At 64.2% G+C, this 23765-nt stretch carries 20 protein-coding genes; 8 read left to right on the top strand and 12 right to left on the bottom strand.

Going from position 1 to position 23765, the window contains the following annotated elements:
• The first annotated feature begins 64 nt into the window (after positions 1-64).
• The 3 genes from AC07N6_RS10475 (at position 65) to AC07N6_RS10465 (ending at position 3085) form a co-directional block, all read left to right on the top strand.
• Positions 65-757 carry an RraA family protein gene (locus AC07N6_RS10475; RefSeq protein WP_494781778.1) on the top strand — a complete coding sequence of 231 codons (693 nt, stop codon included), beginning with the start codon at positions 65-67 and terminating at the stop codon, positions 755-757.
• On the top strand, positions 754-1698 hold the full coding sequence (locus tag AC07N6_RS10470; protein WP_494781777.1) for a hydroxyacid dehydrogenase: 945 nt from the start codon (positions 754-756) through the stop codon (positions 1696-1698). Before AC07N6_RS10475 ends, AC07N6_RS10470 begins: the two co-directional genes overlap by 4 nt.
• A 64-nt stretch (positions 1699-1762) precedes the next feature.
• The gene (locus tag AC07N6_RS10465; protein ID WP_494781776.1) at positions 1763-3085 is read left to right on the top strand and encodes an MFS transporter; all 1323 of its coding nucleotides are present in this window, start codon (positions 1763-1765) and stop codon (positions 3083-3085) included.
• 92 nt (positions 3086-3177) lie between these two features.
• Here AC07N6_RS10465 and AC07N6_RS10460 read toward each other — a convergent pair whose 3' ends face one another.
• From AC07N6_RS10460 to AC07N6_RS10425, 8 genes are all read right to left on the bottom strand, one after another.
• Complete coding sequence (locus AC07N6_RS10460) at positions 3178-4149, bottom strand: thymidylate synthase (RefSeq protein WP_494781775.1); 972 nt, start codon at positions 4147-4149, stop codon at positions 3178-3180.
• 207 nt (positions 4150-4356) lie between these two features.
• Entirely contained in the window at positions 4357-5289 is a 933-nt protein-coding gene (gene kce / locus AC07N6_RS10455) for a 3,5-dioxohexanoate:acetyl-CoA acetone transferase (RefSeq protein ID WP_494781774.1), read from the bottom strand.
• A 178-nt stretch (positions 5290-5467) separates the two neighbouring features.
• Positions 5468-5662, bottom strand: a complete 195-nt coding sequence (locus AC07N6_RS10450; protein WP_494781773.1) for a hypothetical protein — start codon at positions 5660-5662, stop codon at positions 5468-5470.
• Between the two features lie 37 nt (positions 5663-5699).
• Positions 5700-6632, bottom strand: a complete 933-nt coding sequence (locus AC07N6_RS10445) for a 3-hydroxyacyl-CoA dehydrogenase (protein ID WP_494781772.1) — start codon at positions 6630-6632, stop codon at positions 5700-5702.
• Between the two features lie 11 nt (positions 6633-6643).
• The gene (locus tag AC07N6_RS10440) at positions 6644-7429 is read right to left on the bottom strand and encodes an SDR family oxidoreductase (RefSeq protein WP_494781771.1); all 786 of its coding nucleotides are present in this window, start codon (positions 7427-7429) and stop codon (positions 6644-6646) included.
• A gap of 32 nt (positions 7430-7461) precedes the next feature.
• Positions 7462-9984, bottom strand: a complete 2523-nt coding sequence (locus AC07N6_RS10435) for a branched-chain amino acid ABC transporter ATP-binding protein/permease (RefSeq protein WP_494781770.1) — start codon at positions 9982-9984, stop codon at positions 7462-7464.
• 10 nt (positions 9985-9994) lie between these two features.
• The gene (locus tag AC07N6_RS10430) at positions 9995-10870 is read right to left on the bottom strand and encodes a branched-chain amino acid ABC transporter permease (RefSeq protein ID WP_494781769.1); all 876 of its coding nucleotides are present in this window, start codon (positions 10868-10870) and stop codon (positions 9995-9997) included.
• Positions 10871-11049: 179 nt separating this feature from the next.
• On the bottom strand, positions 11050-12324 hold the full coding sequence (locus AC07N6_RS10425; RefSeq protein ID WP_494781768.1) for an ABC transporter substrate-binding protein: 1275 nt from the start codon (positions 12322-12324) through the stop codon (positions 11050-11052).
• 461 nt (positions 12325-12785) lie between these two features.
• Here AC07N6_RS10425 and AC07N6_RS10420 point away from each other — a divergent pair, with 461 nt between their 5' ends.
• Positions 12786-13490, top strand: coding sequence for a GntR family transcriptional regulator (locus AC07N6_RS10420; RefSeq protein WP_494781767.1), 705 nt, complete (start codon positions 12786-12788; stop codon positions 13488-13490).
• 58 nt (positions 13491-13548) lie between these two features.
• Here AC07N6_RS10420 and AC07N6_RS10415 read toward each other — a convergent pair whose 3' ends face one another.
• Positions 13549-13857, bottom strand: a complete 309-nt coding sequence (locus tag AC07N6_RS10415) for a hypothetical protein (RefSeq protein WP_494781766.1) — start codon at positions 13855-13857, stop codon at positions 13549-13551.
• A gap of 294 nt (positions 13858-14151) precedes the next feature.
• Between AC07N6_RS10415 and AC07N6_RS10410 the strand changes: the two genes are divergently transcribed.
• Positions 14152-14793, top strand: a complete 642-nt coding sequence (locus AC07N6_RS10410; protein ID WP_494781765.1) for a DedA family protein — start codon at positions 14152-14154, stop codon at positions 14791-14793.
• A 73-nt stretch (positions 14794-14866) separates the two neighbouring features.
• Here AC07N6_RS10410 and AC07N6_RS10405 read toward each other — a convergent pair whose 3' ends face one another.
• Together AC07N6_RS10405 and AC07N6_RS10400 are read right to left on the bottom strand one after the other, a co-directional pair.
• On the bottom strand, positions 14867-15985 hold the full coding sequence (locus AC07N6_RS10405; RefSeq protein ID WP_494781764.1) for an NADH:flavin oxidoreductase/NADH oxidase: 1119 nt from the start codon (positions 15983-15985) through the stop codon (positions 14867-14869).
• Positions 15986-16111: 126 nt separating this feature from the next.
• Entirely contained in the window at positions 16112-17932 is a 1821-nt protein-coding gene (locus tag AC07N6_RS10400) for an ABC transporter transmembrane domain-containing protein (RefSeq protein WP_494781763.1), read from the bottom strand.
• Between the two features lie 345 nt (positions 17933-18277).
• Here AC07N6_RS10400 and egtD point away from each other — a divergent pair, with 345 nt between their 5' ends.
• Together egtD and egtB are read left to right on the top strand one after the other, a co-directional pair.
• Entirely contained in the window at positions 18278-19261 is a 984-nt protein-coding gene (gene egtD, locus AC07N6_RS10395; RefSeq protein ID WP_494781762.1) for an L-histidine N(alpha)-methyltransferase, read from the top strand.
• Positions 19262-19280: 19 nt separating this feature from the next.
• Complete coding sequence (egtB, locus tag AC07N6_RS10390; protein WP_494781761.1) at positions 19281-20579, top strand: ergothioneine biosynthesis protein EgtB; 1299 nt, start codon at positions 19281-19283, stop codon at positions 20577-20579.
• 99 nt (positions 20580-20678) lie between these two features.
• Here egtB and leuA read toward each other — a convergent pair whose 3' ends face one another.
• Positions 20679-22382 carry a 2-isopropylmalate synthase gene (gene leuA, locus AC07N6_RS10385; protein ID WP_494781760.1) on the bottom strand — a complete coding sequence of 568 codons (1704 nt, stop codon included), beginning with the start codon at positions 22380-22382 and terminating at the stop codon, positions 20679-20681.
• Positions 22383-23114: 732 nt separating this feature from the next.
• On the opposite strand from leuA, the gene AC07N6_RS10380 reads away from it, so the two are divergent.
• Positions 23115-23756: a paraquat-inducible protein A gene (locus AC07N6_RS10380; protein WP_494781759.1), complete on the top strand. Its 642-nt coding sequence runs from the start codon at positions 23115-23117 to the stop codon at positions 23754-23756.
• The last annotated feature ends 9 nt before the right edge of the window (positions 23757-23765 follow it).

The following is a 23765-nucleotide window of genomic DNA, read 5'->3' as shown; positions in this document are numbered from 1 at the left end:
CCAACCATCAATCATCAATCATCAATCATCAACCTATCCTGCAACTGCCTAGCAAAGGATCATCATGAGCACCACCCAACCAGACCTTATCCGTGACATCGAACGGGTTGACGCCGCCATCGTCGCCCAGGCGGCCGAGTTCGCGGCTTCCATCCTGGCCGACGTCGCCGGCCGTCGCGGCACGCTGTGCAGCCGCATCAGCCCGCTGTCGCCGAGCATGCGAGTGGCCGGCCCGGCGCTGACCGTCGAAGTGCGCCCCGGCGACAACCTGATGATCCACGCCGCCATGGCCATCGCCAAACCGGGCGACGTGCTGGTGATCGACGGCAAGGGCGATGAAACCTGTGCATTGATGGGCGAGATCATGGTGTCGCAATGCAAGGCCATGGGCCTGGCCGGCATCGTCATCTTTGGTTCCGTGCGCGATACCGAAGCCCTCCGCGACATCGGTTTCCCGGTCTATGCCGTGGGCGCCAATCCCAACGGCCCGACCAAGAACATCCCCGGCCGCGTCAACTGGCCGGTCTCGGTGGGCGGCGCCAGTGTGCAGCCGGGCGACCTGATCGTCGGCGATGCCGACGGCGTGGTCGTGGTCGAGCGCGAGAAGGCGCCGACCCTGCTGGCGGCGGCGGCCAAGAAGGTGCAGGACGAGACCAGACGCCTGACCGAAATCCGCACCGGCGGCCCGTTGCGGCCCGGCTGGCTGGACAGCGCGCTGCGCAAGGCCGGCGCGCTGCAGGAAGGGGAAACCCTGTGAGTGCGGCCGGCAAGAAAGGCGTGGTGCTGGTGACCGGCACCGACCTGGCACCGCAAGCCGTCGACATCCTGCGCGACTATGAACTGGTCTTCGCCGGCGCCAAGCCGACCGAGGAAGACTTGCTGAAGCTGTCGGCGCAACACCAGCCGGTGGCCATCATCGTGCGTTACGGCGGCGTTACCGGCCGCATCATGGACGCCAGCAAGGCGCTGCGTGTGATTTCCAAGCACGGCACCGGCATCGACACCATCGACAGCAAGGCGGCGCAGGAGCGCGGCATTGCCGTGAAGGCGGCGGTGGGCGCCAACGCGCCGGCGGTGGCGGAGCATACCTGGGCGCTGATTTTCGCCTGCGCCAAGAACGTGGCGGGCCTGGATCGCCGCATGCGCCAGGGGCATTGGGACAAGTCGACCCACAAGAGCGTCGAGCTCCAGGGCCGCACCCTCGGCCTGGTGGGCCTTGGCGCCATCGGCCGTCGGGTGGCGCTGACGGCCTTGTCGCTGGGCATGCAGGTCATCGCCCATGACCCGTTCGCCAGCCAAGCGCCGGCCGGCGTCGAGCTGGCCGATCTGGAAACGGTTTTCGCCCAATCCGATGTACTGTCCCTGCATTGCCCGCTGACCGATGAGAACCAGCGCATGGTCAATGCGCAATCCCTGGCGCGCATGAAGGACGGCGCCATCCTGGTCAATACCGCGCGCGGCGGCCTCATCGACGAAGCGGCGCTGGTGGAGGCATTGAACAGCGGCAAGCTGCGCGCCGCCGGACTGGACAGTTTCGCGCAGGAGCCGTTCACCGTGCCGCATCCGCTGCAAGACATCGGCAACGCGGTTCTCAGCCCCCACATCGGCGGCGTATCCGACCGCGCCTACGTCGCCATGGGAACCGGAGCGGCCAATAACGTGCTGGCGGTGGTGGAGACGGAGCAGGCGCTCGCCTGATTCATAATGATCAAAGGCCAGCCATCATGAAAAGACGGCGGCCATTTTCCTGAAGAGAAAACACATGGAGACAACAGTGATGGATGAAAAGCAGCTGGAACGGGCGACGGTGAAAAAAGTCACCTGGCGCTTGCTGCCTTTCCTGATGCTCTGCTATTTGTTCGCGTTCATCGACCGCGGCAACATCGGTATGGCGGCGCTGCAGATGAACCAGGACATCGGCCTTTCATCCAGGATGTTCGGGTTTGCGAGCAGCCTGTTCTTTATCTCGTACTTCATCTTCGAAGTCCCCAGCAACCTGGCGCTGCAGCGCTTTGGCGCCAGGAAATGGCTGGCGCGCATCATGATTACCTGGGGCCTGATTTCAGCCTGTACCGCGCTGGTGCAGGGGCCGCATTCCCTGTATTTCGTCCGCTTCATCCTGGGGGCCGCGGAAGCCGGCTTCTTTCCGGGCGTCGTGCTGTATCTGACCTACTGGATCCCGTCGGCCTACCGCGCCCGTATCGTGGCGCTGTTCATGGTGGCGATTCCTGCCGCCAGCTTCATCGCTTCGCCGCTCTCGGCGCTGTTGCTGCAGATGGATGGTATCGGCGGAATGCGCGGCTGGCACTGGCTGTTCATCATCGAAGGTTTGCCGACCGTACTGCTGGGCATCGTCTGCCTGTTCTTCCTGACCGACCGGCCGGAACAGGCGGCCTGGCTCACTGCCCGGCAGCGCGAATGGCTGGCCCGGACGATGGCGGCAGAGACCGCGGCGCGTACCGCCAAGGCGCATGTGCCGCTCTGGAAGCTGTTCAGCAATCCCCACGTCTGGGGCATGGCCTTGGTGTGTTCCTGCGCGTCGGCGGCCGGCTCGGTGCTCAACGTGTGGCAACCGCAACTGCTCAAGTCCTTCGGGCTGAACGTGATGCAGATCGGTCTCATCAATTCCATTCCGTATGCCGTCGCGTGCGTGCTGATGGTCTGGTGGGGACGTCATTCCGACCGTACCCGCGAGCGCCGCTGGCATACCGCCATTCCGCTGCTGCTCATCGGCGCGGGGATGGGGCTGGCCTCGGTAGTGAATTCGCTGGCGCCGGTGGTGGTATTGCTGTCGCTGGTGCTGATCGGCGCTTATTCCTTCAAGGGGCCGTTCTGGGCAATGGCGACCGGCTGGCTGGCCACCGGTTCGGCGGCCGCCGGCCTGGCGGGTATCAATGCGGTGTCCAACCTGATCGGCGGCGGGCTGATGGTCAACGTCTACGGCTGGGTCAAGGATGCTACCGGGAGTTATTCGCTCGCGCTTTTGCCGCTGGTGCTGATGTCGCTGGTCAGCGTCACCATCTTGCTGGTGTTGAGCCGCAAGCCGCGCGCGCCGGTGGCCGCATTGAAGGAAGCGGCCCGATGATGTAGTGCCGCGCAGTGCGGTGCTGCAGGTGAAGGAAAAACGCCTGGCGTTTCCTCGGGAACGCCAGGCGTTTTGCCGTGCAGGTATGGTTTTCAGACCGCCATCGGCGCGGTCAATGGCGCATGGTGCTGGTAGTTTTCCAGGCTGAAGTCGCTTGGCTCTATTTTTTCCAGCCATTCGGGCTGGTACTGGCCGGTGACGGCAAAGTCGGGGACGCGGTCGGAAATCACCAGCCTGGGAGCGGGGAAGGGATCGCGCTTCAACTGCTCGGTGACCATGTCGATGTGGTTCTCGTAGATATGGGCATCGCCGACGAAATAGGTGAACCAGCGCGGCTTGTAGCCGGTGAGGCGGCCGACCAGGTGCAGCAGGGCGGCGCCTTCGGCCAGGTTGAACGGTGTGCCCAATCCAATATCGTTGCTACGCACGTAGAGGCAAAGTGAAATCTCTTTCGTGGCTTGGTTCGGCAAGAATTGGTAAAGCAGGTGGCATGCCGGCAGGGCGACTTCGTCCAGCACCGCGCAATTCCAGCCGTGGAACAGGATGCGGCGGCTGGCCGGGTTGTTGACGATGGTGTCGAGGCATTCGCGCAACTGGTCGACGGCCTTGTATAGCAGGACCTTGTCCTGGCCATTGTCGGTGAGCCTGGAGACGATGCCGAAACCCTTGCGTTGCGCCGCTTCGATCCGGTCGTTCCTGGCGGCGTCGATCACCTTGTAGGCCGGCCATTGGCGCCATTGCACGCCATACACGGGGCCGAGGTCATCGGTGCCTGCGCGGAAAGGATTGGCCAGCCATTCGGCGTTTTCGTTGGCATTTTGATCCCACACCTTGCAGCCCAGTTCGCGGAAGGTGGCGGCGCTGCGGGTGGCGCGCAAGAAGCCCACCAGTTCGCCGACAACCGACTTGAACGCCAGGCGCTTGGTGGTGACGGCCGGGAAACCCTTTTGCAGGTCGAAGCGCATCATGGCGCCCGGCACGCTCAAGGTACGGATGCCAGTGCGGTTCTCCTGCCAGCTACCGTTGTCGAGGACGTCTTGGATCAGGTCTTGGTATTGTTTCATCGGGGTACGGTGCAAGGGCCGGCCATTGGCACAGGGAAATGACGCGGCGGGGCTGAATCGGATGGGAGAGATTGTAGCCTATGCCGCCGTCGGCTTCCGGTTCGGTGCGCGGTGTTGCCGGTTGATCAAGCCTGCCGTTTCCGGGCGGTAATGAAAAAGCCGGCGGCTATCGCAGCCGCCGGCTTTTCCTGTGGCGGGTACTGTCGCTCAGAACGCCACGTTGTTGCCGCCCTTGAGCTTCAACATCGCGCGCGCGTCGTCCGGCGTGGCCACTTCCAGCGACAGCGCCTCGATCACGGTGCGGATGCGCTTGACCTGGTCGGCGTTGCTCTTGGCCAGTTGGCCCGGGCCGTCCCACAGCGAATCTTCCAGGCCGACGCGGGTATGGCCGCCCATGGCCGCCGACATGGTGGCGATCGGGATCTGGCCGCGGCCGGCGCCCAGCACCGACCAGAAATAGTCTTCGCCGAACAGGCGGTCGGCGGTGCGCTTCATGTGCATCACGTCTTCCACGTCGTTGCCGATGCCGCCGCGCAGGCCGAACACCGACTGGATCAGGAACGGCGGCTTGATCAGGCCGCGGTCGATGAAGTGGGCCGCGGTGTAGAGGTGGCCGATGTCGTAGCACTCGATCTCGAAACGGGTCTGGTTGGCGCTGCAGGATTCGAGGATGTAGGCGATGTCCTTGAAGGTGTTGCGGAAGATGCGGTCGTCGGACTCGGCCAGGTAGGGTTTTTCCCAGTCGTACTTGAAGTCCTTGAAGCGGCCCAGCATTTCATACAGGCCGAAGTTCATCGAGCCCATGTTCAGCGAGGCGACTTCCGGTTTCAGTTGCAGCGCCGGTTGCAGGCGTTCTTCCACGCCCATGGTGGGCGCGCCGCCGGTGGTCAGGTTGATCACCACATTGGATTTGGCCTTGATGGCGGGGAGGAATTTGCGGAATTCGTCGGGGTCTTGGGTGGGTTTGCCGTTTTGCGGGTCGCGTGCGTGCAGGTGGACGATGGCGGCACCGGCTTCGGCCGCGCCCAGGGCGGCGTCGCGGATTTCGTCGGGGGTGACTGGCAGGTAGGGCGACATCGAGGGGGTGTGGATGGCGCCGGTGACGGCGCAGGTGATGATGACTTTGCGGGATTTGGCCATGGTGTGCTCCTGTGAGTGTTTGTTGTGTTGCTGCTTGTTTGTGAGTCTGGTCTTGCTGTTTTCCTGCGCTCTGGCTTTATGCTTTTCTCTCTCCGGTCGGAAGGGAGCGCCGGGGGCGGCCCGGCAGCCGCTCACTTTTCTTGTCTCGCCAAGAAAAGTAAGCAAAAGAAGGCGACCGCTACCGCCCAGCCCCTTCGGGGTGCCCGCTGGAGTCGCCGAAAAAATGGGCAAGGCAGAGTCGCTGCGCTCCGACTGCCTTGCTGATCCATTTTTTCGGCAACTCCAGCGGCTGGTCAGAAGCGGACTTCTTGTCCGGCTCGCCTTTGGCCTCGCGGTGCTTGCTGCTCGCCTGCGGCTTCGATTGCAGGATCACTATCTTCTATCGTCGGGACGACGATTCATCTTTCCATTCAGCCCGGCTGCTTGCGCTTATGCGCCACCAGTCCCATCAATCGGTTGTCGCGCCAGCGTGCGCGTTGGCCCAGTTTGTCGGCGCCCAGCACGGCGCGTCTTTCCTTTTCGATGGCGGCCAGGGTTTCCGCTTGCCATTCGTTGGGTAGCTGGGTCTTGGCGACATCGCGGTAGGTGTGGCCGTAACGCTTGGCGTAGTCCAGCACGCCTTCCGGGGCGTTGAGGTCGATGGTTTCGAACGGGCCCATGAAGGACCAGCGCAGGCCGAGGCCGTCTTTCAGTACCTTGTCCAGGTCTTCGGAGGAAGCATAGCCGTTTTCGTAGAGGTTCAAGGCCTCGTTCAGCACCGCGCCCTGGATGCGGTTGAGCAGGAAGCCGGTGATTTCTTTCTTCAGCAGTACCGGCGACTGGCCGGCGCGGGTGTAGATGTCGCGCGCGCGTTCGACTGATTTGGCGGAAGTCCACGGCGCCGGCGCCAGTTCCACCAGCGGCACCAGGTAGGGAGGATTGACCGGGTGCGCTACCAGCATGCGTTCGCGGCCCGGCAGGTGTTCCGAGAATTCCGAGGTCGGGATCCATGAGGTGGAGCTGGTGAGGATGGTGTCGGGGGCGGCCAGCCGATCCATCTCGGCGAAGATCTCGCGCTTGACCTCTACCGTTTCCTTTACGTTCTCCTGCACCAGCACCGCGCCTTGCAAGGCGTCGGCCAGGCTCACGGCCGGGCTGATGCGCGCCAGCACGGTATCTACACTTTCATCGATCAGGCCATGCCCGGCCAGGTCGGCGACGTTCTCGCGCAGCAGTTGCTGGCAGGATTGCAGCGCTTGCGGAATGGCATCCCAGATGGCGACGCTGAACCCGGCGCGGGCGAATACGATGGCCCAGGCGCGGCCGATCAGGCCGGCGCCGATGACTGCGATCTTTTCACTCATGGGTTTTCCTTTCAGCCTAGGGTTTCGACGTTGCCGCACACCGACAGGCTGCGCCCGCTGATGGAGGCGCCGGCCGGCGAGCAGATGAAGATGATCTGGTTGGCGATGTCTTCGGCCGTGACCATCTTGCGCATCGATACCTTGGACAGCACGCGTTCGCGCATTTCTTCATGGCCGATGCCGAATGCCTCGGCCTTGGCGGCGATCACGCGCTCCTGGCGGGCGCCGGCCACCACGCCCGGCAGCACCGCGTTGACGCGGATGTTGTCCGGACCCAGTTCGATGGCCCAGCTTTCGGTCAGGCCGATCACGCCGTACTTGGAGGCGGAGTAGGGCGTGCGCAGCGCAAATCCCAGGCGGCCGGCGACCGAGGAAATGTTGACGATGGCGCCGCCGCCGTTCTTCTTGAGCATCGGCACCGCGCGGCGCGTGCACAGGAAGGGGCCGGTCAGGTTGACGGCGATGGTCTGGTCCCAGGCCGGCAGGTCGACGTCTTCCACCGGCAGCGTCGGGCCGGCGATGCCGGCATTGTTGACCAGCACGTCGAGCCGGCCGTTCCACTTGCCGGAGAGCTCGGCGAACATGGCGTCGACCTGCTTTTCGTCGGTGACGTCGGTACGGCTGTAGCTGACCGGAGCGTTCTTGAACTGCTGGCGCGCGCCGTCGAGGAATGCATCGCTGACGTCGCAGATATGCACCTGCGCGCCGGCTTCCACGAAGGCCGCGGTGATGGCCAGGCCGATGCCCTGGGCGCCGGCGGTGACGATGACTTTCTTGTCCTTGAGATTCAGATCCATGATGCTTGAGTCCTTGTTACGGTAAAGGGAGATTACAGCCAGAGAATTTTCTTGCGATAGGCCAGGTCGGTCAGCAGCGGTTCGGCCGGGCCGGTGTGGAACACCGCGCCGCGTTCCAGCGCGAACACGCGATCGGCCAGCGCCAGCACCAGGTCGAGGTTGTGTTCGACGATGACGATGGAAACTTCTTTCCGCAACTGGTCGAACACCGTGAACAGTTCCTGCACCACGGCCGGCGCCAGGCCTTCGAACGGTTCGTCCAGCAGCAGCAGCTTGACGTTGCCCGACAGCGCGCGCGCCACCGCCACCATCTGCTGTTCGCCGCCGGAGAGGAAGTCGGCGTGGGTATGCAGGCGTTCCTTCAGGCGCGGGAAGTAATGCAGGATCTTTTCCTCGCTCCAGGCCACGCCATCGCTGCTGTCGGTTTTACGCGCCAGCCGCCCCAGCGCCAGGTTCTCGGCCACCGTCATGCCGGCGAACAGGCCGCGGCCTTGCGGCACGTAGCCGATGCCCAGGCGCGCGATATCGGGGGCGCTCATGCCGGCGATGTCGCGGCCGTTGTAGCGGATAGCGCCGGAGGCGGGTTTGAGCAGGCCGGTCAGGGCTTTCAGCAAGGTCGACTTGCCGGCGCCGTTGCGGCCCAGCAGCGCCACGATCTCGCCTTGCCGCACTTCCAGCGTGGCGTCGTTCAGGATGTGGCTCTTGCCGTAGAAGGCGTTGACCTGTTCGAAGGCCAGCAACTGCGGCCGCTCCTGCGCATCGCCGGCGATGCGGCCGGTGACCGGCGGCGTGCCGTGGCCGGTGTAGATCTCTTGCACGCGGGTGTCGGCGCGCGCCTCGTCGGGCGTGCCGGCCATCAACACGCTGCCCTGGTTCATCACGGTGACCTTGTGCGAGAAGCCGAGCACGCGGTCGATGTCATGCTCGACGATCAGCACCGGGATATTGCCGGCGATGATCTTCACCAGGCGCGACACGCGTTCGCGTTCGGCCGCGGCCAGGCCGGCCAGCGGCTCGTCCATCAGCAGCACGTGCGGTTTGGAGCCGAGCGCAATGCCCAGGTCCACCAGGCGCTGGCCACCATAGGAGAGCGCGCCGCCTTCGATGTCGTCGATGCCCTTCAGGCCGAGGAAGCGCATCAGTTCCTCGGTCTCGGCATGGATCTCGGGGTAGCTGTCGATGTCGCTCCACATGTTGTAGCGCGAGGCGTGGCGCGCCTGCAGCGACAGCCGCAGGTTTTCGTAGATCGACAGGCCCTTGAACAGGTTGGTGATCTGGAACGAGCGCGCCAGGCCGCGCTGGCAGATCACGCTGGGCGGCAGGCCCTGGATTTCTTCGCCGTTCAGTTTCACGGTGCCGCCGTTGGGGGCGAACATGCCGGAGATCAGGTTGAAGGTGGTGGTCTTGCCGGCGCCGTTGGGGCCGATCAGCGCGTGGATCTCGCCGGCATGCAGTGCGATCTGCCCGTTCTTGACCGCCTGGATGCCGCCGAAACGGATCTCGATGTCCTTGGCTTCCAGCACCAGGCCCTGCTGTGTCGGCGGCTGCAGGAAGGCTGGCAGCGGCAGGCCGTCGACGATCTGGCGCGCGCTCATGGCCGCACCCACTTCCGGCGGCGGATGGAAGCGGCGGCGCACCTGCTGCCAGATGCCGACCAGGCCGGTGGGCGAGAACAGGATGAAGGCGACGAAGGCCAGGCCGAACCACAGCAGCCAGTTCTCGGTCCAGATCGACAGGCATTCGCGGAACAGGATGTAGAACAGCGCGCCCAGCGCCGGCCCCAGGAAACTGCGCATGCCGCCGATCACCACCATCGCCAGCAACTCGCCCGAGAACGCCACCGAGGTCGGCTCGGCCGAGGCGAAGCGGTGGTGGAAGGCCAGCAGGCCGCCGGCCAGGCCGGTCACGCTGGCCGAGATGATGAACATTTGCAGCTTGTAGACGATGGTGGCGTAACCCTGGAAGCGCGCGCGCTGTTCGTTCTCGCGGATGGCCACGATAGTGTGGCCGAAGGGCGAGCGGATCAGGCGGTGCAGGCAGTACAGCACCAGCCAGGCAATCACGCTGACGAAGGCCAGGTAAGGGATCGACTGGTCGAGGTCGATGCCCGCCGCCACGGGACGCACCACGCCGCCCAGGCCGGATTCGCCGCCGGTGAAGTCGGTCCAGCGGAAGGCGATGGCGAAGGTCAGCGCCGACAGCGCCAGCGTCAGCAGCGAGAAGTAGACGCCGCGCCGGCGCAGGATCAGGAAGCCGATCACCGCCGCGCACACCGCGATGAAGGCGATGGTGAACAGCAGCGGCAGCACGATCTGGCCGGGGAACCAGTATTTCTGCGACAGCGCCGCGGCATAGGCGCCCACGCCGAACCAGGCGCCGTGGCCGAACGAGGTCAGGCCGCTGTAGCCGACCAGCAGGTTCAGGCCCATGGCGGCGATGGCGTAGATCACCACGTCGGTGGCCGAGGTGGTGGTCAGTCCCAGCAGTTGCAGGAGGAAGGGAACGGCGACCAGCGCCAGCGCGCCGATCAGCAAGGGTTGGTATTTTTTGTTCATGATCCGCCTGTCATTCAAAACGTTCGATGCGCTCGCCCAACAGGCCGCGCGGACGGAAGATCAGCACCAGCAGCATCAGCAGGTACATCGAGGCTTCGCCGGCCGGCGCGTAGAACTGGATGGTGATGCCGCGCACCACGCCCACCAGCACGGCGGCCAGCACCACGCCCCAGAAGCTGCCGAGGCCGCCGATCACCACCACCACGAAGGCGGCGGTCATGATTTCGGCGCCCATGGCCGGATGCACCCCCGAGATCGGCGCGAACAGCACGCCGGCCAGCGCCGCCAGGCCCACGCCCAGCATCACGATGGCGGTCATGTAGGGCTGCAGCTTGATGCCCAGCACCGCCACCATGTCGGGCTTTTGCACGCCGGCGCGCACCACGCGGCCGAAGGAGGTCTTGTTCAACAGCAGCCAGATCAGCGTCAGCGCCACCAGCACCGTGGCCAGCATCAGCAGGCGGTACTTGGAGTACATGAAGTCGCCGATCATGATCTGCCCCTTGAGGGCGGGCGGGATCGAAGCCGGCAGCGGCGAAGCGCCCCAGATAATGCGGATCAATTGCTCGGCCACCATCGACAGGCCGAAGGTCAGCAACAGGCCCAGGATTGGATCGGCCGAATAGAAACGGCGCAGCAGGAAGCGTTCGAACAGGATGCCCAAGAGCGCCACCAGCGCCGGCGAGACCAGCAGCGCGCCGGAGAAGCCGAGGTGTTTGGTGATCTCCACGGCGAGGTAGGCGCCGATGGCGTAGAAGGCGCCATGCGCCAGGTTGACGATGCCGCCCAGGCTGAAGATCAGCGACAGGCCCAGCGCGATCAGCAGGTAATAACCGCCGACCAGCAGGCCGTTGAGTATTTGTTCCAGCAGGAAAACGATTTGCATTGATGCTCCGATGAGGCGTGCAACATGTGGCCATACGGCCATATGTCAGGCAGGAAAAGCGTAGCGGGCGCGCCAAGGTCGGTGCGAGCGGCACAGCCGTACTGGTATACCGATATACCGGCGGTGTACGGCGGGCATCGCAGCGCCGAGATTGGCGCGCGCAGTAGCCTTTGCCTGCCTTAGGTGAACTTGCAGGCGTTTTCCTGCATCGTCGGCGCGATCACCTCCAGCGATTCGTTCGGCCCCGGCACCGGCGCCCCCAATTGCAGGAAGTCCCACTGGTCCTTGGCGCGGCCCTTGGGTTTGGGCGAGAGCGTGTACATCTCTTGCAGCAACTGGTGGTCCCAGGCGCGGTAGGTGCCCTTGCGCGCCTTGAGCACGTCGACCTGCGCGCCCTTTTCGAAGTACTCGATGAGCTTCATGGTGTCGAGCGACTTGGTCTCGGTGATCGCCTGCGCCACTGAGCGGAAGGCCACGTATTCGCCCCAGGCCTGGTTCTCGGGCGGCTTGCCGTATTTCTTGATGAAGGCGGCGACGAAGGCCTTGGCCGAGGGCGCGTCGACATCGTGGTGCCAGGTGGTGGGCCAGGTGCCGGCGAAGTTGTCGGCGCCGGCGCCCCATGCGGCCACGGTGTCGAAGCCGAATCCCGCCATGGGGAAGGGCAGGCCGAATTCGGAGTATTGCTTGATGAAGTTGGTGATCTGGTTGCCGGCCAGGTTGGAGATCACCAGGTCGGGCTTGGCCTGGCGGATCTTCAGCAGGTAGGGGCTGAAATCGGTGGCGTCGGTGGGCACCAGCTCATCGTTGGCGATGGTGCCGCCATTGGCCGAGACGAAGAGCTTGCCGGTGCGCAGCAAGTCGTGGCCGAAGGCATAGTCGGCGGTCAGCGCGTACAGCTTCTTGCCCTTGATCAGGCCGTTTTGCAGCAGCGTGCGGCCGCAGGCTTTGACATAGGTGGAGTTGGCCGCCTCGATGTGGAACATGAACTTGTTGCAGCTCTTGCCGCGCAGCTCGTCGGAGTTGCAGCCGGTATTCATGAACAGCTTCTTGTTGCGCTGGGCGACCTGGGCGATACCCAAGGCCGAGGCCGACGAAATCTCGCCGATCAGCACCGCCGCGCCGTCGCGCTCCAGCAGGCGCTGCGCCTTGGACGATGCGGTCGGTGGGTTGACCGAGTCTTCCGAGATCAAGGTCAGTTGCCGTCCCAGCAGGCCGCCGGCCTTGTTCACTTCTTCCACCGCGAGGTTGATGCTCATCACCGCGTACTCGCCCATCGGGCCGAGGAAGCCGGTGCGCGGCGTCAGGTGGCCGATGATGATCTTGTCCGACTGGGCCTTCACAATTGCCGGGAAACCCAATGCCGAAGCGCCGACTGCAGCGGCGCCGGCTTTGAGGACGGTACGGCGTTGGGGTGATGCAATGCGACTGCTGTCTTTGCTCTGGTCTTGCTCCATGGTGCGATCCTCCTAGTGGTCCGGCCGGGGCCGGTGTCTCGTGGGAACTGCTTTTTTGAGCGTTACGGCCGGACTGGCGCCGGCTTGTTGCAACAGCGGGGGGATCGCGGGCGGGCGCGGAGATGTGGCAAGGCCGTCATGCATGCGTGGCGGCTTGCTGGTCAGACGAGGTATCTCCTTCAGGCCTTCACCGCTGCGCCTGGATGCCGGCGGTAAAACCGCAGCCTGCGCGCCGATCCGTTTTTTTTATGCTGCCGATGTCATTTATTTGACATGTGATCAAATGTATTCGATAGAATCAAAGGCGTCAACCGGGAGCGTAGCCGCGCGCGGTTCCGGGCGGCTGCAATGGCATCGACCCGGAAGCCGCACCCTGCCGGGCTGATGGGCTGTCACGCGGGGAAGCTGCTATCGTCCCTTGTGCCCTCTGTATAATCCGCGAAAATTTTTCACGTATCGCCATGGATCCGACCTTACTCGCCGACCTCTCCAATATGCGCAAGATCCAGCACGCCACGCTCTCCGAGCGCGTGTACCAGGATTTATGCGAACTGATCCAGGCCGGCCAGGTGCGGCCGGGGCAGAAGCTGACGTTGAAGGGCCTGTCCGATGCGCTGGGCACCAGCCCGATGCCGGTGCGCGAAGCGGTGCGCCAGCTGGCGGCGGAAGGGGCGCTGGAGATCTTGCCCAACCGCGCCATGCGGGTGCCGCTGATGACCAAGGACAAGTTCCGCGAGCTGCTGAAGATCCGCCTGGCGCTGGAAGGCCTGGCGGTGGAGCACGCCGCCGCCAACATCGGCAAGGATGGCTTGAAGGAAGTGGCGGCACTGCACGACAGCCTGTGCGTGGAGATGCATCGCAAGAAGCCCAACGTGGACCTGATCATCCGCCAGAACAAGGAGCTGCATTTCGCCGCGTACCAGGGCTCGGGCATGCCGACGCTGGTGGCGTTGATCGAGGGCCTATGGCTGCAGGTGGGGCCGGTGATCAACCTCGACTTGCGCGCCGGCTCGCGCCGCTTGTCCGAGGCGCCGGCGTTGTTCCATCACGGGGTGCTGCTCAAAGGCCTGCAGGAAGGTTCGCCGGAAAAGGCGCGCGAAGGCCTCTCCGGCGATCTGTTGAGCGCCGCGCAAATGATCCTGGCGGGAGACGGCCTGCCCGAGTGAGGCGGGCGGGAAGCGCAACATCGCCGATGCTTCCTGTGTCGCAATGCAAGCCTTGGCCTCAGGGCCGGTTGTCGAGGTCGTAGGTGGTGCGTAGCAGCGCCTTGCGGCGTTCCAGTTGCTGCTTGCGCTGGGCGCGTTGCTTGAGCTTGGCCGGATTGGCGCGCATGCCGTAGCCGAAGGCCAGCAACACCGCCGACAGCGGCAACAGCGCCACGGCAGCCGCCAGCAGATCCATGTTGGCGCGCAGCAGGATGTCGCGCAGGGTGCCCGAAAATACGCAGGCCAGCACCGTCACCCCAATCGCTGCGCCGGTCATCGGCAGGGCATCGAGGGTCTTGTCCAGCATGGTCAGAAGTTTGCTTTTCATGGTCAGCTCCAGTGGGTCCGAAAGGAAAGAAGGTTCGCCATCACGGCCGCGCTACGCTTTGCAGCGTTGCATCGTGGCCGCTTGCATCAGGTATCGGAAGGTCGGCGGACAACTTGCGGGGGCAGCCCGGTAAAGAAACGTAAGATTGCGTGGGCGCTGCTTTGCAAACCTGAAGGAGCGCTGGATGCCGCGTCGCAGGCGGCGTTGGAGGGAGAGGATGCTGCGTGGCACAAGGAATGGCGGGGCGCCGGCGGGCTGTTGGTACAATGCCATTTTTCTCTTCAATCGGGCGTCATGGATATCCTTCTGTTTCTTGTCGACTTCATCATTCACATTGACCGTCACCTGTCGGAACTGGCGGTGTCCTACGGCCCCTGGCTGTTCCTGATCCTGTTCTTGATCATCTTTTGCGAAACCGGCCTGGTGGTCACGCCCATCCTCCCCGGCGATTCGCTGCTGTTCGTGACCGGCGCGCTGGCCGCGACCGGCGCCTATGACATCCACCTGATGGTGCTGACCCTGATCGTGGCCGCCATCCTCGGCGACAGCACCAACTACCAGATCGGCAAGATGGTGGGCGTGAAGGTATTCGATAATCCGGACTCGCGGATTTTCAAGAAGGAATACCTGGACAAGACGCATGCCTTCTTCGAGAAGCACGGCGGCAAGGCCATCATCATCGCCCGCTTCGCGCCCATCGTGCGCACCTTCGCGCCCTTTGTGGCCGGGGTGGGAGCGATGACCTATCCCAAGTTCTTCATGTACAACGTGGTGGGCGGCATCGTCTGGGTGACCAGCTTTTCATACGCCGGCTATTTCTTCGGCAACCTGCCCATCATCAAGCAGAACCTGAGCTTGCTGATCGTGGCGATTGTGGTGTTGTCGATCTTGCCGGGCATCATCGAATATTTCCGCCAGCGCCGCCGCCCCGGATGAGGCCGGCCGCAGCAAGAAAAAAACCACCGCGCGATGCGGTGGTTTTTTTTCGGCCGGAGCTAATCGGTCCGGTTCAATCCAGTTCGATGCCGTAGTCCACATCCGGGCGCAGCGGCGTCTTGCTCGACGCCGCCCGTACGTATTGCGGCGGCCATGCCACGTTCTCGCGCAATTGGTCGGCCGCGCGCAGCGGCCAATAGGGATCGCGCAGCAGTTCGCGCGCCAGCAGCACCAGGTCGGCCTGGCCGGTGCGCAGCACATGTTCGGCCTGGATGGCGTCGGTGATCATGCCCACGGTGCCGGTGGCGATCCTGGCTTCGGCCTTCACGCGTGCGGCGAATTCGGTCTGGTAGCCGGGGCCGACCGGGATGGCGGCGCTGGGCAGGTTGCCGCCGCTGGAGACGTCGATCAGGTCCACGCCCAGTTCGCGCAAGCGGGCCGACAGCGTTACCGTCTCGTCCGGCGTCCAGCCGCCTTCGGTCCAGTCGGTGGCCGACAGGCGAACCAACAGCGGCAGTTCTTCAGGCCATGCCGCGCGCACCGCGGCGGTCACTTCCAGCAGGAAGCGGATGCGGTTCTCGAACGAACCGCCGTACTGGTCGGTGCGGCGGTTGCTGAAGGGCGAGAGGAATTCATGGCCGAGGTAGCCGTGCGCGCCATGCAGCTCGACCACCTTGAAGCCGGCCTTGTGCGCCCGCGTGGCGGCATCGGCAAAGGCTTGCACCAGGCCCTTGATCTCGTCGACGGTCAGCGCATGCGGTTCGGTGTAGGCGGTGTCGAACGCGACTGCCGAGGGGCCCACCGGCAGCCAGCCGCCTTCGGCGACCGGCACGCTGCCGGGCGCGCCGTCCCAGGGACGCAGGGCGCTGGCCTTGCGGCCGGCGTGCGCCAGTTGCACGCCCGGTACCGAACCTTGCAGCTCGATGAAACGGGTGATGCGTTGCAGAGGGGCGATATGCTCATCTTTCCAGATGCCCAGGTCGGCCGCGGTGATGCGGCCTTCGGCCGTCACCGCGGTGGCTTCCATGATCACGGCGCCGGCGCCGCCGACGGCGCGGCTGCCCAGGTGCACCAGATGCCAGTCGTTGACGAAGCCGTCTTGCGCCGAGTACTGGCACATCGGCGAGACCACGATGCGGTTGGGCAGGGTGACGCCGCGCAGGGTCAGTGGCGAAAACAGTTTGCTGCTCATCGGATGGCTCCTGTTGTTGGCTGGTTTTATGAGGTGTCGGGTTGGAGCTGGCAGTCTATTGGATTTTCAGGAAACGCGTTGATAGGCGCTTGTCAGCCGCCGCCCCGGCACATCCGGAGCCCGATGTCATTGCACGTTGAATTGCAACGCCGCCAGGCTGGCATACAGCCCATCGCGCGCGATCAGTTCGGCATGGGTGCCGGTCTCCACGATATGCCCATGCTCCAGCACGATGATGCGGTCGGCGCTTTGCACCGTCGCCAGGCGGTGCGCGATGACCAGCGTGGTGCGGCCGACCATGGCCGCTTCCAGCGCCACCTGCACCAGCCGTTCGGATTCGGCGTCGAGCGCGCTGGTGGCTTCATCCAGCAACAGCAGCGGCGGGTTCTTCAGCAGTGCGCGGGCGATTGCGATGCGCTGGCGCTGGCCGCCGGACAGGCGCACGCCGCGTTCGCCGAGGAAGCTTTGGTAACCGTCCGGCAGGCGCTCGATGAACTCATGCGCGGCCGCCATCTGGGCGGCGGCGATTACTTCGGCATCGCTGGCGCCGGGGCGGCCGAAGCGGATGTTTTCCATGGCGTTGGCGGAGAAGATCACGGTGTCTTGCGGCACGATGCCGATGGCGCCGCGCAGGTCCTGCAGCGTCAGCAGGCGGATGTCGACGCCATCCAGCCTGATCGTGCCTTGCTGCGGATCGTAGAAGCGCAGCAGCAGCTGGAACAGCGTGGTCTTGCCGGCGCCGGAGGGGCCGACCACGGCGACCGTTTCGCCCGGTGCGATCTGCAGCGACAGTTGCGAGAGCGAATGGCTGCCCGGACGGGACGGGTAATGGAAATCGAGGCCTGAAATTTCCAGCGCGGCGCCGTTGGCGGTGCGCGGCGGCAACCGTTCCGGCAGCAGCACCGACTGCACCGGCGACTGCGCCGCCAGCAGGTCGAGCAGGCGTTCGGTGGCGCCGGCGGCGCGCTGGGTGTCGCCCATCACTTCCGACAGCGCGCCCAGCGAGCCCGCCACCAGCGAGGCATACAGGATGAACTGGCCGAGCTCGCCGCCGCTCATGTTGCCTTGCATGACCGAGTGCGCGCCCAGCCACAGCACGAACACGATGGCGCCGAATACCAGCAGGATGGCCACCACGGTCAGCACCGAGCGGGCGCGGGTGCGTTCCATGGCGGTGTCGAAAGCGCGTTCGACCGAGTGGCCGAAGCGTTTGGCTTCAATCTCTTCGTGGGTGAAGGCCTGTACGGTCGGCATGGCGTTGAGGATCTCGCCGGCCATGGCCGAGGCGTCGGCCACGCGGTCCTGCGAGGCGCGCGAGAGCTTGCGCACGCGGCGGCCGTAGAACACGATGGGCAGCACCACCGCGCCCAGCATGACGATGATGATGGAGGTCAGCTTGGCGCTGGTGATGAACAGCATCGCCAGCCCGCCCAGGAACAGCAGCGCGTTGCGCAGCGCCATCGAGATGCTGGTGCCGACCAGCGTCTGGATCAGCGTGGTGTCGGTGGTCAGGCGCGAGAGCACTTCGCCGGTCTTGGTGGTTTCGAAGAACTCCGGGCTTTGCAGCACCACATGCGCATAGACTTCGCGCCGCAGGTCGGCCGTCACGCGCTCGCCCAGCCACGACACCATGTAAAAGCGCAGCGCCGTGGCCACCCCCAGCACACAGGCCACGCCGAACAACGCCAGGAAATACAGGTTGATGTGGGAGGCGCTCTGGTCGCCGGTAGCGCCAAAGCCGAGGTCGATCATCTGCTTGAACGCATAGGGCACTGCCAGCGTGGCGCCGGCCGCCACCAGCAGCGCCAGGCCGGCCAGCAGGAACTGCTTCTTGTAGGGCGTGAGAAACGGCGCCAGGCCGCGCAGCGCTGCCAGGGTACTTTTTCTTGCGGTGGGGGAAAGGTCTGCGGTGTCGCTGGCGGCGGATGAGCTTGGCGTGGATGGCATGTTCTTGGTGTATGTTGTTGATGCGGCAAGGCGGCGCATGGAGGTCAACGGAAACTTGCCGTTTCGTTCACTTTAGCTTGCCGGCGTGAAAATCTTTGATGCGGGTTGAACCACTACGGTGCGGCTAAGTCGATAACTTCATAAGTATATGCGGCCGGGTTGCAAGCCATTCAAGCCATGACCTCAGGCATGGCATGCTTTGCCTGTTCGGAGGCGGCACGGAAGTGTAGCGCAGGGTCTGCTACAGTGCCTGTACGTCTTTGGGGCCGGATCGTTACAGGCCTGATGGCCAACAGCCCAACATAGCAGCCTTATCCACGCAGCATCTACGGCAAGGAGACCAGCTTGGCTCAACTCGCTCGATCGATCCGGAGGCCCTGGCGGCAGACCCCGGAAGACCGGGAAATCCGCGCAGAACTGGAGACCGGCCTGATGGCGCAAGATGCCGCCATTTCCCCAAAGTATCTTTACGATCCGCTGGGCAGCAAGCTGTTCGAAGCCATTTGCGAGCTGCCGGAATACTATCCCACCCGCACCGAAGCGGCCATCTTCGCGCAGCATGCGGATGACATCGCCGCCGCCATCGGCGCCGGCGTCACGCTGGTCGACCTGGGGGCGGGCAACTGCGCCAAGGCGGCCCGGCTGTTTCCCATCTTGAAACCGCGCCAGTATGTGCCGATCGACATCTCCGCCGAATTCCTGCGCGAGGCAGTGGCCGGGCTGCGGCAGCGATTCCCCGACATTCCCATGCATGAGGTGGCGATGGATTTCTCCGCCGGCCTGGAGCTGCCGGCGAGCGTGAACCGCGACCGCCGGCTGTTCTTTTATCCGGGCTCATCGCTGGGCAACTTCGATGCGCAACAGGCGCTGGCCTTTCTGCGCCGGATACGCCATGCGCTGCAGATCGGCGAGGCCGGCGGCGTGTTGCTGGGACTGGATCTGGTCAAGGACAGCGCTGTGCTCGACGCCGCCTACGATGATGAGCTGGGGGTGACGGCTGCGTTCAACCTCAATCTGCTCAACCATGTGAACCGGCTGCTGGGCGCCGACTTCAATGCGCGCGACTGGCAGCATGTGGGCTTCTACAACGCCGCGCGGCAGCGGGTCGAAATGCACCTCGAGGCGCGCCGCGACCTGATCGTGCGCTGGGATGGCGGGAGCCGCGCCTTCGGCCAGGGTGAGCGCATCCATACCGAAAACAGCTACAAGTTCAGGCAGCAGGATATCCGCGAGCTGCTGCAGCAGGCCGGCTTCGGCGAAGTCCGGATGTGGTGCGACCCGCAGCGCTGGTTCGCGGTATGCCATGCGCGAGTGTGCGCCAACGTTTGACGGGGATCAGGGGATCATCATGCGCCATGAAACCGGAGTTGCCGATGCGGCCATGGAGGCCGCCATCGATGCGGTGATCGACGCCGCCATCCAGGAAGTGAACCACCGCGCGCACGGCCGCATGAGCGACCGCTTCCGCCGCGTGCGCCGGCAAACGCAGGCGATTGCCGAACCGCTGTCGGCCGAGGACTGTTGCGTGCAGTCGATGCCGGATGCCAGCCCGCTCAAGTGGCACCTGGCGCATGCCACCTGGTTCTTCGAAACCTTCATCCTGGAACGCTTCGAAGCCGAATTCCGCGCTTTCCATCCGCAGTTCCGCGTGCTGTACAACTCCTATTACGAGGGCGTCGGCGACAAATTCCCGCGCCCGCAACGCGGCCTGTTGACGCGGCCCTCGCTGGACGAGGTGCTGGCCTATCGCGCCGCTGTCGACCACCGCATGCTGCTGCTGATCGATGCGCTGGAGGCGGCCGGACATGCGCCGCCTGACGGGTTCACGGAACTGCTGGAACTCGGTTTGCAGCATGAGCAGCAGCATCAGGAGCTGATGCTGACCGACATCAAGCATCTGCTTTCCATCAATCCGTTGAAACCGGCGTATCAGGAAATGCCGGAGTCCTTGCGCATCGCCGAGGCGGCCCAATTGCCGCTGGACTGGCATGGCATCGAGGCCGGGGTGGTGGAGATCGGCCATGCCGGGCCGGGCTTTTGCTTCGACAATGAAAAGCCGCGCCATCGGCAATTTGTCGAGGCCTACCAGTGCGCCTCGCGGCTGGTGAACAATGCCGAGTACTGTGCCTTCATCGACGCCGGCGGTTACCGGGATGCGTCGCTGTGGCTGTCTGAAGGCTGGGAATGGAAGCGGCAGCTCAAGCTGGAATATCCGATCTATTGGCAGCGCGACGCAGCTGGCGGCTGGCGCGAATTCACCGAGTATGGCCTGCAGCCGCTGGAGCCGTATCGCGCCGCCGTGCACTTGTCTTATTACGAGGCCGATGCCTACGCGCGCTGGGCCGGCGCGCGGCTGTTGACGGAGGCCGAATGGGAACACGCCGCCGCGCGCCTGCAGGGCCGCGGCCGCGAATTCTTCGGCGTGGCGTGGCAATGGACCAGCAGCAGCTACGCGCCGTATGCCGGCTATGTGCCGCCGGCAGGCGCGGTGGGCGAGTACAACGGCAAGTTCATGGTGAACCAGTATGTCTTGCGCGGTTCTTCCAGCGCCACGCCGTTGAATCATGCGCGCCTGACTTACCGCAATTTCTTCCCGGCCTGTGCGCGCTGGCAGGTCAGTGGCATCCGCCTGGCGCGCACAGGCTGAAATGGGCTGAAACGGGCGGGCAGAAATGAAAGAACGCCGGCGGATAGGCCGGCGTTCTTGTTGGGGAGCAGCGCCGGGATCGCCGGCGGTTTTCCTTGGTCAGGCTGCCTTGGCTTGCGAGGAAGCGCCCTGGTTGGCGCTTTCGCCGATGGCGATCTGGCGGTTGATGGCGCTGATCACCGCCTTGAAGGAAGCGGTCACGATGTTGGCGTCGATGCCTACGCCGAAGCCGGTCGGCGCTTCGTTCAGGCGCAGTTCGATGTAGCTGGCCGCCTTTGCATCGGCGCCGGCGCCGATGGCGTGCTCATGGAAGTCCATCAGCTTGATGTCCAGGCCCAGCGCATGCACGAAGGCGTCGATCGGGCCGTTGCCGCTGCCGCGCACGGTGGCGTTCTGGCCGTTGCGCACGATGTCGACTTCGATGTTGATCGATTCCGCCTTGGACGAGTCTTCCGTCATGCGGTGGGCGCGGTAGACGTAAGGCTCGCTGCGCTCCAGGTATTCACGCGTGAAGATGTTGTAGATGTCGGAGGCGTTGATTTCCTTGCCGGTGGCATCGGCCTCGCGCTGGATGGCGCGCGAGAATTCGATCTGCAGGCGGCGCGGCAGGGCCAGGCCGTATTCCTGTTCCAGCAGGTAAGCCATGCCGCCCTTGCCGGACTGGCTGTTGACGCGGATCACGGCATCGTAGCTGCGGCCCAGGTCGGCCGGGTCGATCGGCAGGTAAGGCACTTCCCAGATGGCGTCGGGTTGCTGCTTGGCGAAGCCCTTCTTGATCGCATCCTGGTGCGAGCCGGAGAAGGCGGTGAAGACCAGGTCGCCGACGTACGGATGGCGCGGGTGCACCGGGATCTGGTTGCACTCTTCGACCACCTGGCGCACCACGTCGATGTCGGAGAAGTCCAGGCCGGGGTTGACGCCCTGGGTGTACAGGTTCAGCGCCAGGGTCACCAGGTCGACGTTGCCGGTGCGCTCGCCGTTGCCGAACAGGCAGCCTTCGACGCGGTCGGCGCCGGCCATGACGGCCAGCTCGGCCGAGGCGACCGCGGTGCCGCGGTCATTGTGCGGGTGCACCGAAATGATGGCGCTGTCGCGGTGCTTCAGGTTGCGGCACATCCATTCGATCTGGTCGGCGTAGACGTTGGGGGTGCTGCACTCGACGGTGGAGGGCAGGTTCAGGATGATCTTGCGGTTCGGCGCGGCGCCCCAGGTTTCGCAGACGGCGTCGCAGATGTCCTTGGAGAAATCCAGTTCGGTGGTGCTGAAGGATTCGGGCGAGTATTCGAAGCGCCATTCGGTTTCCGGACGGGCGTCGGTCAGTTCCTTGACCAGGCGGGTACCGGTGACGGCGATGTTCTTGATCTCGTCGCGCGACATGTTGAAGACGATCTTGCGGAAGGCCGGGGCCACCGAGTTGTACAGGTGGACGATGGCCTTCTTGGCGCCGGCCAGCGATTCGACGGTGCGGCGGATCAGTTCTTCGCGCGACTGGGTCAGCACGATGATGGTGACGTCGTCGGGGATGCGGTTCTCGGTGATCAGCTTGCGCACGAAATCGAAGTCGGTCTGCGAGGCGGAGGGGAAGCCGACTTCGATTTCCTTCAAGCCGGTTTTCAGCAGCAATTCGAAGAAGCGCAGCTTGCGCTCGGCGTTCATCGGTTCGATCAGGGCCTGGTTGCCGTCGCGCAGGTCGGTGCTCATCCAGATCGGCGGGGTGTCGATGACCTTGCCGGGCCAGGTGCGGTTGGGCAAATCGATGGCGGCGAAGGCGCGGTACTTGGTGGCGGGGTTGTTTAACATCATGATGAACCTCTTTGGTCTCGGTGATTCGTGGAATGCTTGAAAACGGTATCGGGTGTGGCGATCGGGTTGCCTGGCTGCCACTCGCGCATGGCCAGGCAACCCGTCATAGAGCCAGAAGCGGGATCTCCGGGCGCAGGCAGGCGCCGGCTGCGGCAGGTGCGTATGCGGTGCAGATGGTGATCGGCTTGGAATGCATGATCGCTTCGCTTGATGTTGCGGCAACCGCTGGAAAACGCGCTGCTGCTGGTTGGTACTGCTCGGTACTGCCGGATTGATTTTTTGTGCCGTTTCGCGTGTCGTCGTGTGCGGTATGCGTGGACTCAACGAACTGCGGCGGAAACAACGATTAGCGCGAGGCTAGTAGTAGCGACACTGGTAGCAACGCTAGCAGGGCGCCGGCGCTGTTCAGTAGTAGGAGGAATTTTGCTGCGGAAGTCATTCGATGAATGTAGAAGATTGCCCTCAGGCTTGTCAAGCGCTATCTTCTTTGCAAGCGTAAATGCGTTCCGCCCTGCAAACTATTTGTTGCTAGAATCGTCAGTTAATTACCGATGGGTCATTAAAGTCGAGTATTTGCAAGAATGATTGCGTTCATTGAACGCCAAACGCCGATTTCGCTCAAAATGGTCGTTTGTGGCGCTGCAACATGGCTGCCGGCGCACGCGCCGTCGCCCGATGGGCGCAAAGCAAAAGCACAAAAGCACAAAAGCGGGAAAACAAAACATTTCATCCATGCAGAAACGTCCGGATTTGATCGTTTGCGAAGAATGCGATGCCGTCTATCACCGGCCCATCCTGGGGCACTGTGAAGTGGCGCATTGCCTGCGCTGCGATGCCGAGCTCGACCGCGATACCGGCCGCCGCCTGGAGCGGCTGCTGCCGCTGACGGTGGGCGCCTTGATCCTGTTCGTGGTCGCCAATTCCTTTCCCATCGTCACCATCGAGTTGCAAGGACTCTCCAGCGATACCACGCTGATCGGCGCGGTGGCGGCGCTGGCGCGCGATGGCATGGGCGAGGTCGCGTTGCTGGTGATGGCCACGACCTTGCTGTTCCCGCTAATCCAGTTGCTGGTGCTGTTCTACCTGCTGCTGCCGTCCTCGCGGCTGGAACGTCCGCCCGGATTCGTCTTCCTGCTGCGCATGATGCAGGCCGCGCGCCCCTGGGGCATGATCGAGGTGTTCATGCTGGGCGTGCTGGTGGCGCTGATCAAGCTGTCCAACATGGCCGAGGTGATCCCGGGCCCGGCGCTGTGGTCGTTCGGCGCGCTGACCGTGCTGCTGACGGTGGTGGTGTCATTCAATCCGCGCTACATCTGGCATATCTGCGAGCGCAAGCAGGCGCTGCGCGACGCCGAAGAAGGGCATTCTTCGTGAGCCGACGCG

The organism is Herbaspirillum sp. GW821-FHT09A12 (genome assembly GCF_059418325.1).
This window is presented reverse-complemented; position numbering and strand designations above follow the sequence as displayed.

Excerpts from the sequence above, each read along its gene's own strand:
- AC07N6_RS10475 (WP_494781778.1), top strand. The coding sequence starts at position 65 with ATGAGCACCACCCAACCAGACCTTATCCGTGACATCGAACGGGTTGAC.
- AC07N6_RS10465 (WP_494781776.1), top strand. The coding sequence starts at position 1,763 with ATGGAGACAACAGTGATGGATGAAAAGCAGCTGGAACGGGCGACGGTG.
- AC07N6_RS10460 (WP_494781775.1), bottom strand. The coding sequence starts at position 4,149 with ATGAAACAATACCAAGACCTGATCCAAGACGTCCTCGACAACGGTAGC.
- kce (WP_494781774.1), bottom strand. The coding sequence starts at position 5,289 with ATGGCCAAATCCCGCAAAGTCATCATCACCTGCGCCGTCACCGGCGCC.
- AC07N6_RS10445 (WP_494781772.1), bottom strand. The coding sequence starts at position 6,632 with ATGAGTGAAAAGATCGCAGTCATCGGCGCCGGCCTGATCGGCCGCGCC.
- AC07N6_RS10440 (WP_494781771.1), bottom strand. The coding sequence starts at position 7,429 with ATGGATCTGAATCTCAAGGACAAGAAAGTCATCGTCACCGCCGGCGCC.
- AC07N6_RS10435 (WP_494781770.1), bottom strand. The coding sequence starts at position 9,984 with ATGAACAAAAAATACCAACCCTTGCTGATCGGCGCGCTGGCGCTGGTC.
- AC07N6_RS10430 (WP_494781769.1), bottom strand. The coding sequence starts at position 10,870 with ATGCAAATCGTTTTCCTGCTGGAACAAATACTCAACGGCCTGCTGGTC.
- AC07N6_RS10425 (WP_494781768.1), bottom strand. The coding sequence starts at position 12,324 with ATGGAGCAAGACCAGAGCAAAGACAGCAGTCGCATTGCATCACCCCAA.
- AC07N6_RS10420 (WP_494781767.1), top strand. The coding sequence starts at position 12,786 with ATGGATCCGACCTTACTCGCCGACCTCTCCAATATGCGCAAGATCCAG.
- AC07N6_RS10415 (WP_494781766.1), bottom strand. The coding sequence starts at position 13,857 with ATGAAAAGCAAACTTCTGACCATGCTGGACAAGACCCTCGATGCCCTG.
- AC07N6_RS10410 (WP_494781765.1), top strand. The coding sequence starts at position 14,152 with ATGGATATCCTTCTGTTTCTTGTCGACTTCATCATTCACATTGACCGT.
- AC07N6_RS10405 (WP_494781764.1), bottom strand. The coding sequence starts at position 15,985 with ATGAGCAGCAAACTGTTTTCGCCACTGACCCTGCGCGGCGTCACCCTG.
- AC07N6_RS10400 (WP_494781763.1), bottom strand. The coding sequence starts at position 17,932 with ATGCCATCCACGCCAAGCTCATCCGCCGCCAGCGACACCGCAGACCTT.
- egtB (WP_494781761.1), top strand. The coding sequence starts at position 19,281 with ATGCGCCATGAAACCGGAGTTGCCGATGCGGCCATGGAGGCCGCCATC.
- leuA (WP_494781760.1), bottom strand. The coding sequence starts at position 22,382 with ATGATGTTAAACAACCCCGCCACCAAGTACCGCGCCTTCGCCGCCATC.
- AC07N6_RS10380 (WP_494781759.1), top strand. The coding sequence starts at position 23,115 with ATGCAGAAACGTCCGGATTTGATCGTTTGCGAAGAATGCGATGCCGTC.